Origin of the sequence: Mycolicibacterium neoaurum ATCC 25795, assembly GCF_000691525.1 — a bacterium.
GTDB classification, from domain to species: Bacteria; Actinomycetota; Actinomycetes; order Mycobacteriales; family Mycobacteriaceae; genus Mycobacterium; species Mycobacterium neoaurum.
This window is the reverse complement of record NZ_JMDW01000009.1, coordinates 1-14,561: the sequence shown is the minus strand read 5'-3', so window position 1 is coordinate 14,561 and position 14,561 is coordinate 1. Positions and strand designations below refer to the sequence as shown.

At 67.2% G+C, this 14,561-nt stretch carries 17 protein-coding genes; 2 read left to right on the top strand and 15 right to left on the bottom strand.

Translation table 11 applies throughout. The annotated features are described in order from the left end of the window. Positions 1 to 15 precede the first annotated feature (15 nt). Positions 16 to 759 carry a UMP kinase gene (gene pyrH, locus IC40_RS0111965; protein WP_019511997.1) on the bottom strand — a complete coding sequence of 248 codons (744 nt, stop codon included), beginning with the start codon at positions 757 to 759 and terminating at the stop codon, positions 16 to 18. 105 nt (positions 760 to 864) lie between these two features. Next, positions 865 to 1,551, bottom strand: a complete 687-nt coding sequence (locus tag IC40_RS0111960; protein ID WP_030134946.1) for a class I SAM-dependent methyltransferase — start codon at positions 1,549 to 1,551, stop codon at positions 865 to 867. Positions 1,552 to 1,596: 45 nt separating this feature from the next. On the opposite strand from IC40_RS0111960, the gene IC40_RS0111955 reads away from it, so the two are divergent. Continuing rightward, entirely contained in the window at positions 1,597 to 2,028 is a 432-nt protein-coding gene (locus IC40_RS0111955) for a MarR family winged helix-turn-helix transcriptional regulator (RefSeq protein ID WP_030134945.1), read from the top strand. An 11-nt stretch (positions 2,029 to 2,039) separates the two neighbouring features. Here the strand turns inward: IC40_RS0111955 and IC40_RS0111950 are convergent, their stop codons facing one another. The 3 genes from IC40_RS0111950 to rpsB form a co-directional block, all read right to left on the bottom strand. After that, the gene (locus tag IC40_RS0111950; RefSeq protein WP_030134944.1) at positions 2,040 to 3,434 is read right to left on the bottom strand and encodes an amidase; all 1,395 of its coding nucleotides are present in this window, start codon (positions 3,432 to 3,434) and stop codon (positions 2,040 to 2,042) included. A 95-nt stretch (positions 3,435 to 3,529) separates the two neighbouring features. Next, positions 3,530 to 4,345: a translation elongation factor Ts gene (gene tsf, locus IC40_RS0111945; protein WP_030134943.1), complete on the bottom strand. Its 816-nt coding sequence runs from the start codon at positions 4,343 to 4,345 to the stop codon at positions 3,530 to 3,532. A gap of 21 nt (positions 4,346 to 4,366) precedes the next feature. Next, entirely contained in the window at positions 4,367 to 5,191 is an 825-nt protein-coding gene (gene rpsB / locus IC40_RS0111940) for a 30S ribosomal protein S2 (protein ID WP_030134942.1), read from the bottom strand. Between the two features lie 311 nt (positions 5,192 to 5,502). Here rpsB and IC40_RS0111935 point away from each other — a divergent pair, with 311 nt between their 5' ends. After that, positions 5,503 to 5,997: a M23 family metallopeptidase gene (locus IC40_RS0111935; RefSeq protein ID WP_030134941.1), complete on the top strand. Its 495-nt coding sequence runs from the start codon at positions 5,503 to 5,505 to the stop codon at positions 5,995 to 5,997. A 37-nt stretch (positions 5,998 to 6,034) separates the two neighbouring features. On the opposite strand, the gene IC40_RS0111930 is transcribed toward IC40_RS0111935, so the two are convergent. From IC40_RS0111930 to IC40_RS0111885, 10 genes are all read right to left on the bottom strand, one after another. Continuing rightward, the gene (locus tag IC40_RS0111930) at positions 6,035 to 6,922 is read right to left on the bottom strand and encodes a tyrosine recombinase XerC (protein ID WP_036469968.1); all 888 of its coding nucleotides are present in this window, start codon (positions 6,920 to 6,922) and stop codon (positions 6,035 to 6,037) included. Between the two features lie 46 nt (positions 6,923 to 6,968). Continuing rightward, positions 6,969 to 8,129, bottom strand: coding sequence for a lactate 2-monooxygenase (locus IC40_RS0111925; protein ID WP_030134939.1), 1,161 nt, complete (start codon positions 8,127 to 8,129; stop codon positions 6,969 to 6,971). A 4-nt stretch (positions 8,130 to 8,133) separates the two neighbouring features. Beyond that, positions 8,134 to 8,985: a siderophore-interacting protein gene (locus tag IC40_RS0111920; protein ID WP_030134938.1), complete on the bottom strand. Its 852-nt coding sequence runs from the start codon at positions 8,983 to 8,985 to the stop codon at positions 8,134 to 8,136. Positions 8,986 to 9,061: 76 nt separating this feature from the next. After that, positions 9,062 to 10,189, bottom strand: a complete 1,128-nt coding sequence (gene dprA / locus IC40_RS0111915; protein ID WP_030134937.1) for a DNA-processing protein DprA — start codon at positions 10,187 to 10,189, stop codon at positions 9,062 to 9,064. Continuing rightward, the gene (locus tag IC40_RS0111910) at positions 10,186 to 11,697 is read right to left on the bottom strand and encodes a YifB family Mg chelatase-like AAA ATPase (protein ID WP_030134936.1); all 1,512 of its coding nucleotides are present in this window, start codon (positions 11,695 to 11,697) and stop codon (positions 10,186 to 10,188) included. The genes dprA and IC40_RS0111910 overlap by 4 nt, the downstream gene beginning before the upstream one ends. Further along, positions 11,697 to 12,065 carry a YraN family protein gene (locus IC40_RS0111905; RefSeq protein ID WP_030134935.1) on the bottom strand — a complete coding sequence of 123 codons (369 nt, stop codon included), beginning with the start codon at positions 12,063 to 12,065 and terminating at the stop codon, positions 11,697 to 11,699. Before IC40_RS0111905 ends, IC40_RS0111910 begins: the two co-directional genes overlap by 1 nt. A gap of 94 nt (positions 12,066 to 12,159) precedes the next feature. Continuing rightward, positions 12,160 to 12,657, bottom strand: coding sequence for a GAF domain-containing protein (locus IC40_RS0111900; RefSeq protein ID WP_036469966.1), 498 nt, complete (start codon positions 12,655 to 12,657; stop codon positions 12,160 to 12,162). A gap of 65 nt (positions 12,658 to 12,722) precedes the next feature. After that, complete coding sequence (locus IC40_RS0111895) at positions 12,723 to 13,202, bottom strand: MSMEG_6728 family protein (protein WP_030134933.1); 480 nt, start codon at positions 13,200 to 13,202, stop codon at positions 12,723 to 12,725. 46 nt (positions 13,203 to 13,248) lie between these two features. Continuing rightward, complete coding sequence (locus IC40_RS0111890; protein ID WP_030134932.1) at positions 13,249 to 14,076, bottom strand: DUF1206 domain-containing protein; 828 nt, start codon at positions 14,074 to 14,076, stop codon at positions 13,249 to 13,251. Beyond that, positions 14,073 to 14,429 (bottom strand): hypothetical protein, encoded by a 357-nt coding sequence (locus tag IC40_RS0111885; protein ID WP_030134931.1) that lies wholly within the window; start codon positions 14,427 to 14,429, stop codon positions 14,073 to 14,075. Before IC40_RS0111885 ends, IC40_RS0111890 begins: the two co-directional genes overlap by 4 nt. Positions 14,430 to 14,561: the final 132 nt, after the last annotated feature.

Here is a 14,561-nt window from a genome sequence, read left to right as displayed (position 1 = left end):
TCCTTCAAGGCGCGCTCAGCTGGTGACCAGGGTTCCGATCTTCTCACCTGCAACCGCTCGCGCGATATTGCCATCGGTGAGGAGATTGAACACCAGAATCGGCATGCCGTTGTCCATGCAGAGGCTGAAGGCGGTCGAATCGGCCACCTGCAGTCCCCGGTCGATCACCTCGCGGTGGGTGATGGTGGTCAGCAGCTCGGCATCGGGCACCTTGCGGGGGTCCGCGGTGAAGACACCGTCGACGGCCTTGGCCATCAGGACCACCTCGGCGCCGATCTCCAGCGCGCGCTGCGCGGCGGTGGTGTCGGTGGAGAAGTATGGCAAGCCCATGCCTGCACCGAAGATGACCACCCGGCCCTTCTCCAGATGCCGGCGCGCCCGCAGCGGGATGTAGGGCTCGGCGACCTGCCCCATGGTGATGGCGGTCTGCACCCGCGTGTCGATGCCCTCTTTCTGCAGGAAATCCTGCAGCGCAAGGCTGTTCATGACGGTGCCGAGCATGCCCATGTAGTCGCTGCGAGTGCGTTCCATACCGCGCTGCTGCAATTGGGCGCCCCGGAAGAAGTTGCCGCCACCGATGACGACGGCGACCTGCGCACCGGCCCGCACGACGTCGGCGATCTGGCGTGCCACCAGGGCGACGACATCGGGGTCCAGTCCCACCTGTCCCCCGCCGAACATCTCCCCACCGAGCTTGAGCAGGACCCGCGTATAGGCGGGTCGAATGACTCCGGGGCTGGCGCTGCCTGGCTCTGCCATCAGACTCCTTCGGTCCCGCGACACAGAATTCGCAGACAATCCTGCCTCATCAACGTGCCCCTGCGACGCTCGGGTCGCAGGGGCACGTTGTGAACGGTTCGGCAGTCAGGCCAGATGGGCGGAAAGCAACCACGCACCCACCGATTTGAGGCCGGTGGGCTCGTCTCGGATGTCGTTGCCGGCGAAAGGTCCGGCCGCCAGGACCGCGTCGGGCAAGTTGGCATGGATGCGGGCGGGACGGATCTCGTCGATCTGCCAGTACCTGCCGACCACCTCCCGCAGTTCGGGCTCGGTGACGGCGTTGACCGGTCCGCCGGCGGGCAGCGCCCCGGCGTCGAAGACCAGCACGTAATAGGACGCGCCCGGTGCGGCCGCCCGCACGATGGACTCTTGATATCCCTCTCGCAACTCCACCGGCATCGAGTGGAACAGCGTGGAGTCGATGATGGTGCCGAAGCGGCCGTCATAGCCGGTGAACGAGCTGATATCGGCCACCTCGAAGGTGGCATTCGCCAGCCCGCGACGGGCCGCCTCGGCACGGGCGAGCTCGATGGCCGTCGGCGACTGATCCAGGCCGACGGTGGTCAAACCCCGGGCCGCGAGTTCCAGCGCGGTGGCCGCCTCACCGCATCCGGCATCCAAGACGTCACCGTGCACCCTGCCGGCCTCGATGAGCGCCGCGATCTCGGGTTGCGGCGCACCGATACTCCACGGCGGACGGACGCCCTGGAACTCGGGCGCATCACCCCGGTAGGCCTGTTCGAACATTTCCTGCGGCTCGGGCGTCGTCATGAATCCGGTATATCAACCTGGTTGATATGTGTCAACATGGTTGACATGTCTTCTTCGCAGGCGGACCAGCCATTGGGTTATCTGCTGCACCGCGCCGCGATGCGGTTGCGCGCCGACGTGACCGCCAGTGTCCTCGAACCGTTGAACCTCGCCTTCCCGCAATATCTCTGCATGCGCATCCTGTCCAAGTCGCCGGGCCGGTCCAATGCCGATCTGGCGCGGGACCTTTCGGTCTCGCCGCAGGCGACGAACATGGTGCTGCGTGCATTGCAGGAACGGGGTCTGGTGACGCGGCCGGCCAGCGTGCCCTCCGGGCGCGCCCGACCGGCCGAACTGACCCGCGAGGGCCGGATGCTGCTCACGCGCACCGATGAGGGCATCCGGGCGGCAGAGCACCGCGTGCTCGGCCGGCTGAGCGATACCGATCGCAGCGCGCTGAAGCGGATCCTGGCCGCGGTCGGCGCGGAGCGCGACTAGGTTCGCAAGCGTCAGTCCTGGATACGCGCGAACGGGCTGGCCTGCTCAAGCTCGAAAGCCAGCTCCAACAGGACGCGCTCGTTGCCCTGCGTTGCGGAGAACATCGCACCGAGCGGCAACCCGTCATCAGATGTGCTGAGCGGCAAGGAGATAGCCGGGTCACCGGTGATGTTCTGTAGCGGAGTGAAGGCCACCCAGTCGATCAGCCGGTCGATGATCTGCTGATAGTCCGAGGTGGGGTCGAGGTGCCCGATCCGCGGCGTGACATCGGCCAGCGTGGGCATCAAGAGGACGTCGTATCGATGCCCCAGTTGCGCGGTGATCCGGCGGATCCGCGACAGTCGGGCGATGACCAGCGGCATGCGGTGCAGATTGCGGGCTGCCACCCGCTCCAGCCCCCGCGTCAGGTTGTCCAGCCGGTCCGGGTCGAAGCTGGGCCCGAAGGTGCGCTTACCACCACGCACGAGCGCGAAGGCAAGCAACGACCAGTACTGCAGGAAGTCGTTGATGAACGACGACGGGATCGGATTGGCGATCTCGGTGACCTGGTGGCCGAGACCCTCCAACAGCGCCGCAGTCTTCATCGTCGCCTCACGCATCTGCGGGCCTGCCTCGCGCGCAATCGATTCGGTGGTGACCGCGATACGCAGGCGACGCCGCCCCGGTCCGGTCACGTCACCGATGGCAGGGAGCTTGGGATTGCGATAGAGCAGCTCCATCTCCCGGTAGAAGGCGGCGGTGTCGCGGACCGACCGCGTCACGACACCATTGGCGACGATGCGCAGCGGCATCTGACGCATCTGCCGGTCCAGCGGCAGTCGACCCCTTGTCGGCTTCAGGCCGACCAGTCCGTTGCACGCGGCCGGGATGCGAATCGAACCACCACCGTCGTTGGCATGGGCGATCGGGACCACACCGGCGGCGACGAACGCACCTGATCCCGATGACGACGCGCCCGCGGTGTGATCGGTGTCCCACGGGTTGCGCACCGCACCGAGGCGCGGATGCTCGGCCGAGGCGCTGAACCCGAACTCCGAGAGCTGCGTCTTGCCCAGTGCGACAAGTCCGGTACCCAGATAGGCGCGCGCGAAATCACCGTCGGCGGGTGCGGGCCGCGGCGTCCAGGCGTCGGTGCCATCCATCGTGGGCATACCGGCCACGTCGGCGTTGTCCTTGATGAAGGTGGGCACTCCGGCGAAGAAGCCACCCCGTGCGGCGGATACGCGCGCCCGGTCGTAGGCGCGGTAGGCCAATCCGTTCAGTGCGGGGTCGACCGCTTCGGCGCGGGCGACGGCTGCCTCGATGACCTCGGCGCGCGATACCGCCCCGGCGCGCAACGCGGCCGCCAATCCGACCGCGTCGTGGTCACCGAGAGCGTCATCGCCGAAAGCGTGGATGCGGGCCATTCGACCGACGGTACCAGTCCGTACCACGGCGCCGCACCAAAGCAGAGAACCCCGCGTCACCGAGGTGACGCGGGGTTCTGGCGGGACGAAACGTGTTAGTTCTGGCCGACCTCGAAGCGGACGAACCGGGTCACGGTCACGCCTGCCTCGTCGAGGAGCGCCTTGACGGTCTTCTTGTTGTCGGACACCGACGGCTGGTCCAGCAGCACGACGTCCTTGTAGAAGCCGGTCACGCGACCCTCCACGATCTTGGGCAGCGCCTGCTCGGGCTTGCCCTCGGCCTTGGCGGTCTCTTCGGCGATACGACGCTCGTTGGCGACGATGTCCTCCGGCACGTCCTCACGGGTGAGGTACTTGGCCTTCAGCGCGGCGATCTGCAGGGCCACGGTGTGCGCGGCACTCTTGTCATCACCGGTGTACTCCACCAGCACACCCACGGCCGGCGGCAGATCCGCGGCGCGCTTGTGCAGGTAGGTCTCCACCTGACCGTCGAAGTACGCGGCGCGGCGCAGGACCAGCTTCTCGCCGATCTTGGCCGACAGGTCGGCAACGGCCTGCTCGACCGTCGAATCGCCGACCTTGGCTGCGTTGAGCGCCTCGACATCGCCGGCCTTCGCCTCCAGTGCGGCAGCCACGATCGTGTCGGCAAGACCCTGGAACTCGGCGTTCTTGGCGACGAAGTCGGTCTCCGAGTTGAGCTCGATCAGCACGCCGTCCTTGGCGGCCACCAGACCCTCGGCGGTCGCGCGCTCGGCGCGCTTGCCGACATCCTTGGCGCCCTTGATGCGCAGCAGCTCGACGGCCTTGTCGAAATCGCCGTCCGATTCGGCCAGCGCGTTCTTACAGTCCATCATTCCGGCGCCGGTCAGCTCCCGCAGGCGCTTGACGTCGGCAGCGGTGTAGTTAGCCATAAAGCCTTCTCCTGAAAAGATTTAGGAAGCGTCAGTGGTGGTCTCGGCGGCGGGAGCGCCCTCTGCGGCACCGGTGGTCGCACCGGCGAGCAGCTCCTGCTCCCACTCGGCGAGCGGCTCGGCGGCGGCGTCCTGGCCTGCCTCGGCCTTGCCGGCGCCCGAGCGAGCCTGCAGACCCTCGGCGACCGCGGAGGCGATCACCTTGGTCAGCAGCGCAGCCGAGCGGATGGCGTCGTCGTTACCCGGGATCGGGTAGTCGACCACGTCGGGATCGCAGTTGGTGTCCAGGATCGCGATGACCGGGATGTTCAGCTTGCGGGCCTCGGCAACGGCCAGGTGCTCCTTGTTGGTGTCGACGACCCAGACAGCCGAGGGAACCTTGGCCATGTCCCGGATACCGCCGAGCGAGCGCTCCAGCTTGTTCTTCTCACGCGTGAGCATGAGGATTTCCTTCTTGGTGCGACCCTCGAAGCCACCGGTCTGCTCCATGGCCTCCAGCTCCTTCATCCGCTGAAGGCGCTTGTGCACGGTGGAGAAGTTGGTGAGCATGCCGCCGAGCCAGCGCTGGTTCACGTAGGGCATGCCCACGCGGGTCGCCTCTTCGGCGATCGATTCCTGCGCCTGCTTCTTGGTACCGACGAACATGATGCTGCCGCCGTGGGCCACGGTTTCCTTGACGAACTCGTAAGCCGAGTCGATGTAGGTCAGCGTCTGCTGCAGATCGATGATGTAGATGCCGTTGCGGTCGGTGAAGATGAACCGCTTCATCTTGGGGTTCCAGCGCCGGGTCTGGTGTCCGAAATGGGTGCCGCTGTCGAGCAGCTGCTTCATGGTCACGACGGCCATGGTGGTACCTCACTAGGTGTTCGGTTGATGCCCGACATCGGTTGATGCCGCGCCCTGGCGCCTGCTGCTGCCGGACCCGTCCGGTTTCCCGGTCGGGACCGCCCGGCATGCTGGTTGCAACGCTGTCCGGTTCGAAAGGACAGCACTGCGATGCAGACGCGCGAAGTCAGCCCACGGATGTGAGCTGCGGGAAGAAGTTTACACCGTGGGAACAGGTGCTTTTACCACGCGCGGATTCCACAAACGCCTGTTCGTCCACAGTCGGCCGGTGCGGGGTTCCGATTCCCACGATAGCGCGCTGAACTGGGCAGATGAGATGGACTGTGACCATCGTCGTCGCGGCGCTGACCGCGGCGGCGCCGGCGTGGGCCGAGACGGCGCGGTTGTCCTGGCCGTTGCGACCCGACCCCGCGGTCACCCGGGGTTTCGACGCCCCGCAGCCGAATTGGCGGTCCGGTCATCGGGGCGTCGATCTGGGCGGGAGCGACGGGCAGACCGTGTACGCGGCAGCCGAGGGTGTCGTCGTGTTCGCCGCGGTGCTGGCCGGTCGGCCGCTGGTATCGGTGCAGCATCCGGGCGGGTTGCGGACCAGCTATGAGCCGGTCGAAGCCGCGGTGCGGGCCGGGCAGCGTGTCGCGGCGCGGACCGCGCTGGGCACCCTGCGCGCCGGTCATCCCGGCTGCCCGGTGAACGCCTGCCTGCACTGGGGCGCGATGTGGGGCCCGGCCGCGCGGGCGGACTATGTCGATCCGTTGGGGCTGCTGGCAGGGACACCGATCGTGCTCAAGCCGATTTCGGCGCGCTGACGTCCGCTCACCGAGCGCGAGCGCGCCGAAATCACGATCAAGCCCGCGGATGAGCCTGATCGTGCACCGAGCGCAGCCTGGCCACGCTGACGTGGGTGTAGAGCTGGGTGGTCGCCAACGTCGAGTGGCCTAGCAGTTCCTGGACCACACGGAGATCTGCACCGCCTTCGAGCAGGTGGGTGGCCGCACTGTGCCGAAGGCCGTGCGGGCCTAGATCGGGCGCCCCGTCGACGGCAGCCATGGTCTGGTGCACCACGGTGCGCGCCTGCCGCTGATCCAGCCGACCGCCGCGGGCGCCCAACAGCAGCGCCGGACCCGAGTGTGCGGTGGCCAGCGCGGGTCGACCGGTCTGCAGCCAGGCCGTCAGCGCATCCTCGGCGGGTTCGCCGTAGGGCACGGTGCGCTCCTTGTTGCCCTTGCCCAGGACCCGCAGCAGCCGGCGCGCGGAATCGATATCGTCGACATCCAGGCCGCACAGCTCGCTGACCCGGATCCCCGTCGCATACAGCAGCTCGACGATCACCCTGTCCCGCAGGGCCAGCGGATCATGTTGCTGCGCACCGATACTGAGGGCATCCATGGCATCGAGGGCCTGGTCTTGACGTAGCACGGCAGGCAGCACGCGGTGCGATTTCGGTGTCTGCAGCCGCGCGGCCGGGTCGGTGCCGAGCAGCCCGCGGTGCAGTGCCCAGCCGGTGAAGGTCTTCACCGCGGAGGTGCGCCTGGCCAGCGTGCTGCGCGCCGCCCCGGCACCGGCCTGAGCGGCCAGCCAGGACCGCAGCCGCGGCAGGGTCAGGGTGCTCAGTCCGCCGCCGGTGAACTCGAACAGCGAACGCAGGTCGGACAGATAGGCCCGGCGGGTATGTGCCGATCGCCCGCGGTTCAACTCGAGATACTCGTCGAATTCCACGAGCAGGGTCTCGATCGGTGGCTCGGTCACAGCTTCACGGTCGCAGAATTACCGAAGGTGTCTAGTGGACGCGCCGCAACGAGTCCGGGGTGAGATCGGCCAGGCTGCGATAGCCATCGATGGCCATCGTCAGGTCGGTCTCGGCCAGCAGCGACCGCAGCACGTGGACCACCCCGTCGGTGCCGCCGAGCGCGAGTCCGTAGACATAGGGCCGGCCGACGCCGACGGCGGAGGCACCCAATGCCAGTGCCTTGACTATGTCGGTACCGCTGCGGATGCCGGAGTCGAAAAGCACCGGCACCCCGTCGGCGGCCTCGATCACCTCGGGCAGGCAGTCGATGGCAGGCAACCCGCCGTTGGCCTGCCTGCCGCCGTGGTTGGAGCAATAGATGCCGTCCATCCCGGCGTCGATGGAGTGCCGGACATCGTCGGGGTGCTGGATGCCCTTGACGATCAGCGGCAGCGTCGTCTGGTCCCGCAGCCAGCGCAGGTCATCCCACGTCACGGGTTGACCGAAGGTGCTCACCCATTTCAGGATCGCGGCCTGCGGATTCTCTTCGGGTGATTGGGCCAGGCTGGCCCGGAACACCGGGTCGCTCATGTAATTGGACAGGCATTTGCCGCGTAGCTGCGGGAAGTTGGAGGTGCTCAGGTCGCGTGGGCGCCAGCCCGGCACCCAGGTGTCGAGGGTGACGATGATGGCCTTATAGCCGGCCTTCTCGGCCCGCGAGACCAGGCTGGCGGCCAAGTCCCGGTCCTTGGGGGTGTAGAGCTGGAAGAAACCGGGGGTGTCGCCGAATTCGGCTGCGACGTCCTCCAGCGGATCGGCCGTCAGGGTCGAGACCGTCATCGGCACCCCGGTCCGTGCCGCGGCCCGGGCGACGGCGAGATCACCATGACCGTCCTGGCTGCAGATGCCGGTGACGCCGATGGGCGCCATGAAGACCGGGGACGGCAGTGTCAGACCGAACAACTCGATCTCGAGATGTCGTTCGGTGGCCCCGACCCCCATCCGCGGGATCAGACCCCAGCGCTCGAACGCGGTGACGTTCACCCGTTGGGTGCGCTCGTCACCCGCTCCGCCGGCCACGTAGGACCACACAGACGGTGACAACGCGTATTCGGCTCGCTGTTCCAGTTCGGCGAACAGGATCGGATACGACGGCAGCACCCCCGCCAGCCCTTGTAGGTAGATCTCCAGCTGGTAGTCGCCGTATGCCATGGGGTCAGTCTGTCTGGCCCGCCTCGGCTTTGGCTAGCTCCGACTTCCATTCGCGGAAAGTTTCTTCGGTGCGGCCGCGGCGCCAGTAGCCCGAGATGGACGCCCACTTGGCCTCGACACCGCGTTCCTTGCGCAGGTATGGCCGCAGATTGTGCATCACGGCCTGTGCTTCGCCGTGCACGAAGACCTGGACCTGTCCGGGCAGCCACTTCGCCTCCTTCACCGCGGTGATCAGCGGGGCGTGGTCGCCTGCCTGACTTTCGCTGACCAGATCGGCGCGGCCACCGCGGTAGATCCAGTGCACGTCGACGCCCTCCGGACCGATCAGTTCAAGCACGTCGTCGGGGCCACTGACTTCGATGAAGGCCTGGCCGATTGCGTTGGGCGGCAGCGCTTCCAACGCCGCACTGATGGCGGGTATCGCCGACTCGTCACCGGCGAGCAGATGCCAGTCGGCCGCCGGATCGGGTGCATAGGCGCCGCTGGGTCCCATCAGATACACCTGCTGTCCCGGTTCGGCGGCCGCCGCCCAGGGACCTGCCACGCCCAGTTCGCCGTGCACGACGAAGTCGATGGCGATCTGACGTGTGGCGTCGTCGATGCTGCGCACCGTGTACGTGCGCACCGTCGGACGCTTGGACTCGGGCAGCTCGTTGAAGCTGTCCAGGGTCAACGGGTGCGGCAGTGCCACGACGTCGACATCGGCCGGGACGATGACGATCTTGACGTAGGAGTCGGTGAACCCGCCGGGTTTGAAGGTGTCGAACCCGACGCCGCCGAGCACCAGGCGAATCATGTGCGGTGTCAGCTGCAGCTTGCTGATCACCTCGAATGTGTGAATAGGGCGTCCTGCCATGGCACTACCTCGCAATATCGTCAGCTGGTCCGTTCACCACTCTACGAGCCACACTTGGGTCGTGGTGGGCTCCGCGTCAGCCGTAGGTGATCCGCCACCGCCCGTCGCGACGCTCCACCCGCCCTGCGATCTCCAGGAGCGCCAACGGCCCGAGCACGTGCTCGGGCGGTACGCCGGCGTCGACGGCGATCTGCTCGACGCTGCGCAACCCGCGCGCGGGCAACGCCTCGTACACCCGCATCTCATCTCTGGACAATCCGTCGAGGGGCATCTGCGGATGCTCCGGATCATCGGCAAGTTCGCCTATCCTGCCGACGATTTCGACGATCTCCTCGGCGCGGCCGACCAATTCCGCCGTCCCGTTCCTGATCAATACATGACACCCAGCCGAGGCAGCCGAGGTGACCGGTCCGGGCACGGCGCACACTGTCCTGCCCATCGCCCTGGCCCAGGCCGCCGTGTTCGCCGCGCCACTGCGCAACCCCGCCTCGACCACCACCGTCGCCCCGCCGAGCGCGGCCACCAGCCGGTTGCGGGTCAGGAACCGGTACCGGGTGGGCCGCTCCCCCGGTGCGTACTCGCTGAGCACCAGACCGCTCGCCGCGATCCGATGCAGCATTCCGGAATGCCCAGCGGGGTAGGACACGTCGACACCGCAGGCCAGTACCGCCACGGTGACGCCGTCGATCCCCAGCACCGAGCGGTGCGCGGCACCGTCGATGCCGTACGCACCGCCGGACACCACGGCCACATCGCGCTCGGCCAGACCGGCGGCCAGATCGGCCGCCATGTGCTCACCGTAGGACGTACACGCCCGGGTTCCCACGATGGCCGCCGACCGTGCCGCCACATCATCGAGCGCTGCGGGCCCCAGCGCCCACAACACCAGCGGGGATCGGCCAGATTGGCGGCCGGTGACATCCGACGAGCCGAACACCCCGAACGCCAGGTGTGGCCACTGCGGATCATCGACGGTGATCAGTCGGCCACCGCGCCGATCGAGCATCTCCAGATCCGCTGCGGCACGGTCGATATCCCGGCGCGCGGACACCGCGTTACGCAACTCGTCCGGTTCGGACCCGGCCCGGATGATCGCGGCGGCCTCGACGGGACCATGTGTGGCAACCAGTTTCGCGAGTTCATGGTTGGGCGGCTCGGCGACTCGCGACAGGTACGCCCAGGCGCGCCGCACATCGTCGGTCATCGCGCACCCCCTTGACGGAAGCTCAACGCGGTGGCCACGTGCTCGGGCGTCGGTGATTGCGCGCCGGCCAGATCGGCGATCGACCATGCGATCCGCAACGTGCGGTCGGCACCGCGCAGGTTGAGCTTTCCGCGGTCCACCGCCGCCCGCAGCACCGCCATCGTGGCATTGCCGGGCCGGAAAGCGGTGCGCAAGGCCGTTCCGGGTACCTCGGCATTGGTCCGCACACCCAATCGTTGCCAGCGCTCGGCTGCCGTGGCGCGGGCCACCGCGACCCGGTCGCGCACCGCCGCGGTCGGTTCCGCCACATCGTGGGTGAAGGCGCCCGAGCGTATCGGATGCATCTCGACCTTGAGATCGACGCGATCCATGAGCGGGCCGGACAGCTTGCCAAGATAGCGTCGTTTGGCTCCCGGATTGCACAGGCAGTCGGCCGGATTCGTGGGAGCGCACGGGCACGGGTTGGCCGCCATGACCAGTTGGAATCGCGCCGGGTACCGGGCCACGCCGTCACGGCGGGCCAACCGGATCTCGCCGTCCTCCAGGGGAGTTCGCAATGCTTCCAACACACTCGTGGCGATCTCGGCACATTCGTCGAGGAAGAGCACCCCGCGGTGGGCCCGGCTGACCGCGCCGGGGCGCGCCAGTCCCGTACCACCACCGACCATCGCCGCCACGGTCGAGGAGTGGTGCGGCGCGATGAACGGTGCCCTGGTGATCAGCGGGGTGTCCGGCGACAAGGTGCCCGCGATCGAGTGAATGGCCGTGACCTCGATGGACTCCTCGTCGGTCAACACCGGGAGCAGACCCGGCAACCGTTGCGCCAGCATCGTTTTCCCGATACCTGGCGGACCCGTGAACAACAGATGATGCGCCCCCGCCGCCGCGATCTCGACGGCCATCCGCGCCTCGGTTTGCCCGATGAGATCAGCCAGATCCGGGCACGGCGGCGCCGACGGCGTCTCCACATCCTCGATCCGGCCGGTCAACCGCCCCGCGCCCTTGAACCAGGCATGCAATTGCCGCAAGCTCTGCACACCCCATACCTCGATGCCCTCGACCAGGCTGGCCTCGGCCAGGTTTCCGACCGGGACCACCACCGCGGGCCAACCGTCACGCTTGGCCGCCAACACCGCGGGCAACACACCGTTGACGGGCCGCACCCGGCCATCGAGCGCCAACTCGCCCAGCAACACCGTCTTCTCCAACGCCGGCCACTGCTGCTTGAGCTGTGCCGACAACACCGCCGAGGCCAACGCCAGGTCATAGGCCGAGCCACCCTTGGGCAATGTCGCCGGCGACAGCGCCAACGTCAACCGGGTGTCGGGCCAACTGTTTCCGCAATTGGTGATCGCCGCCCGCACCCGATTCCGTGCCTCCTGCAAGGCGGTATCGGGCAACCCCACCAGGAACACCCCTGGCAGACCGCTGGTGATATCGGCCTCGATCTCCACCGTGATGCCATCCAACCCGCGGATGGCCACCGCGAACGCCCGCCCCAACGCCATCAGCCGACCGCCTCGAGATGACGCAGCTCCGGCTCCCGGCTGCGCCCGAATCGGATTCCGATCACGTCGAGGCGCAGCCCGGCATAACGCCCGGGATGCGCCGCCAGCCACAGCCCCGCCAACCGCCGCAACCGGCGCACCTTCTCCGGGGTGACGGCATACGCGACACCGCCGAACCGATCACTGGTGCGCGCCTTCACCTCCACGAACACCACGACCCGAGACACCGGATCGAACGCGATCACATCCAACTCGCCGAAGCGGCACCGCCAATTACGCTCCAGCACCGTCAAACCGAGCGAGCTCAGATGATCCGCCGCAATCTGCTCGCCCAAAGCCCCGATCTCGGCGCGGGTCCAGGTTTCCATGCCCCGACCCTGCACCCGGCCACGGACACCCACCGCCACCAACGACCGACGAAAACCTACTTATCCACAATCACCGATTCATCCACAGACGCATTCACCCCAGCGCATCGCTGTGGGTGGCCACCACCTTCTCGACCTCGGCGCGCACCCGGTCCAGCTCGGCACGCTCGTCGGTGGTGTATTCCCGCGCCGTGTCGTCCAATACGCAGACCGTGCCGACCACTCGCCCATCGGCATCGTGTACGGCAACACCGAGATAGTTGTGCAATCCGAATTCGGTCTCGTCCTCGTTACCGGCAAAGGTCGCGTCGACTCGCGAATCCTGAACGAACAGTGCCTCATCGGTGTCGACCACCCGCTCGCAATACAGCGGAGTCCGGCTGTCGTCCGTTCCGGCCTTCTTGCCCGCCGCACCCACGGTGTAATGCTTGGTCGCCTCGCCGGCGGTGGCGGCGACGACCATAGAGTCCGGATCCGAGCGCATCACCAGCACCGACTTGACCCCCAGCCGCGCGGCCAACTCCGCCAGCTGCGGCGCTACCCCGGACAGCGCCGGGGTGGAGTCGGTCTTGTGTGGCTCGGCTTGGCTCATGACCGTGATTATCGTGGCGCCCTGGTACGCACGCAATGGTTCGGCTCGGCGGTGATCTTGCCAACCTAGACCGGCACGCGCCGCTCCCGGTCCGATGCGGGCCACACGTAGGCAAGATCGTCCTCGACACCGGGAAAGATCGGGCCGTAATGCGCAGGATCCTTGCGCACCAGGGCCGATTGATGGCTGCGATGAAACAAGGCATCCCCCAACCAGGGAGGCAGCTCACCGTCGGAGCGCAGCCGATCCTGGGAACGTATCGCCGTGACGTCGGTTGTCTGGGTCAGATCCGATACCAGCGTCGCCGCACAGGTGTCACCATGCCCGCGCTCGATCCACGCAGCACAGACATCGAGTCCATACCGCACCAACGCCTCCTCGTAGCCTGCCCACATCGCCGCAGCGGGATGCCGTCGCCAGCCGTAGCCGGGCACCGTCAACGCCCGCAACAGCTGGATGGCCTCGACCCGTTGCTTACCGAGGCGCTTCGCATCGAGCACCTCGGCGCTCTGGGCGAATCCCGCATACGGCAGGAACGTCTGCATGCGCGACGATTACCCGCACCGCTCGCACCTCACACGCGGGCACCACTCACATCCGCGAATACCGGGTCAGCGCAATGCTGTACAACCCATAGGCCGCAAAACCGACCGCCGCGGCCAGCAAGCTCACCTGGCCATACTCCGTCTGCCCCAGCGCCCGCACCGCCGCATCCAGTCCCGTCGCCCGCGCCGGATCATGCAGGAACGATGCCGCGATCACCGAGATCCCGGCCGCACACAACACGAGACCTTCCCCGACATGACCGACCAACCCCAGCGTGGTTATCAACTGCCCACCCCGCACCGTGAGGTCGCCGAGGAATCTCCGCGACGCGCCTTTGTAGATGAAGTAGCCGCCGAACACCGCGATCGCCAACCCGACGGCGACCAGAACGGCCTTGCCACCGCCGGTCTGCATCAGCCGCGCGCTCAGCCCGGCGGCCCGCTCACTACCCTGCCTGCCCACCCCGATCGCGAACTGCGCCGCCGCGAAGGCCAGCGCCAGATAGACGACGGCCAGTCCGAGCGCCTTGAGCCGGTTGACCAATGGCGTATCCCGCTTGTCCGCGGCGGCGCTCTCACCCGGATGCAACCCGAGCACCACCTCGGCCAATCGCCACATCGCCAACGCGAACAGACCGAATGCCACCACCCATAACGACATCGACCCGCCGCGCTGACCGGCAAGCACCGCCAATGCCCCGGTCTGATCAGCCTCTCCCCGGAACCCGAATGCGATGCGCGCGATGATGTAGGCGATCAACAGATGCAACATCCCGCTCACGGGGTATCCGATGCGGGCGATCGACTCGACGGTCCGACTTCCGGTGGCCCGATTCACCGCGCCCTTGACAGCGCTCCAGCTTGGGCCGGTCACGCTATTCCGGCCGCTTTGTCCAACTGCTGCAACAGATCATGTGCGGCCAATTCGACAGCCTTGTGCCGCCATTGCGCCGCCCGGTACACGCACGCGATGAGACCCGACCGGTGTACGCGACGAAAGTCGCCGTATGCGAACGCATATCGGGCCTTGGTCCCATCGGTGGCACCGTCGGTCAAACCCAGGTGCCAGCGCGCGTAGTCCGCCCAGGAGTGATCCTCCAGATAGGAGTTCTGCGCATCGGCGCCGGGCTGCACCTCACCCCAGTCGCTGTCGAGCACATACTGCCGTTTGTCGATCAGCTCCGCAGCCCACTGCACGCCTGCCGGGTTGACGTCGTACTTCGCCATGGCACCCATGGTGACGCAGCCGACGGTTGACCTCAAGGCTGCTTCAGGTTCTACCTTGGCGGAGGCACCCGCAACGAAAGGAAACCCGGTGGCTGAATACACCCTGCCCGACCTCGATTACGACTACGGCGC

Coding starts and splice junctions, on each gene's coding strand:
- pyrH (WP_019511997.1), bottom strand. CDS start 759: ATGGCAGAGCCAGGCAGCGCCAGCCCCGGAGTCATTCGACCCGCCTAT.
- IC40_RS0111960 (WP_030134946.1), bottom strand. CDS start 1,551: ATGACGACGCCCGAGCCGCAGGAAATGTTCGAACAGGCCTACCGGGGT.
- IC40_RS0111955 (WP_030134945.1), top strand. CDS start 1,597: ATGTCTTCTTCGCAGGCGGACCAGCCATTGGGTTATCTGCTGCACCGC.
- IC40_RS0111950 (WP_030134944.1), bottom strand. CDS start 3,434: ATGGCCCGCATCCACGCTTTCGGCGATGACGCTCTCGGTGACCACGAC.
- tsf (WP_030134943.1), bottom strand. CDS start 4,345: ATGGCTAACTACACCGCTGCCGACGTCAAGCGCCTGCGGGAGCTGACC.
- rpsB (WP_030134942.1), bottom strand. CDS start 5,191: ATGGCCGTCGTGACCATGAAGCAGCTGCTCGACAGCGGCACCCATTTC.
- IC40_RS0111935 (WP_030134941.1), top strand. CDS start 5,503: ATGAGATGGACTGTGACCATCGTCGTCGCGGCGCTGACCGCGGCGGCG.
- IC40_RS0111925 (WP_030134939.1), bottom strand. CDS start 8,129: ATGGCATACGGCGACTACCAGCTGGAGATCTACCTACAAGGGCTGGCG.
- IC40_RS0111920 (WP_030134938.1), bottom strand. CDS start 8,985: ATGGCAGGACGCCCTATTCACACATTCGAGGTGATCAGCAAGCTGCAG.
- dprA (WP_030134937.1), bottom strand. CDS start 10,189: ATGACCGACGATGTGCGGCGCGCCTGGGCGTACCTGTCGCGAGTCGCC.
- IC40_RS0111910 (WP_030134936.1), bottom strand. CDS start 11,697: ATGGCGTTGGGGCGGGCGTTCGCGGTGGCCATCCGCGGGTTGGATGGC.
- IC40_RS0111905 (WP_030134935.1), bottom strand. CDS start 12,065: ATGGAAACCTGGACCCGCGCCGAGATCGGGGCTTTGGGCGAGCAGATT.
- IC40_RS0111900 (WP_036469966.1), bottom strand. CDS start 12,657: ATGAGCCAAGCCGAGCCACACAAGACCGACTCCACCCCGGCGCTGTCC.
- IC40_RS0111895 (WP_030134933.1), bottom strand. CDS start 13,202: ATGCAGACGTTCCTGCCGTATGCGGGATTCGCCCAGAGCGCCGAGGTG.
- IC40_RS0111885 (WP_030134931.1), bottom strand. CDS start 14,429: ATGGCGAAGTACGACGTCAACCCGGCAGGCGTGCAGTGGGCTGCGGAG.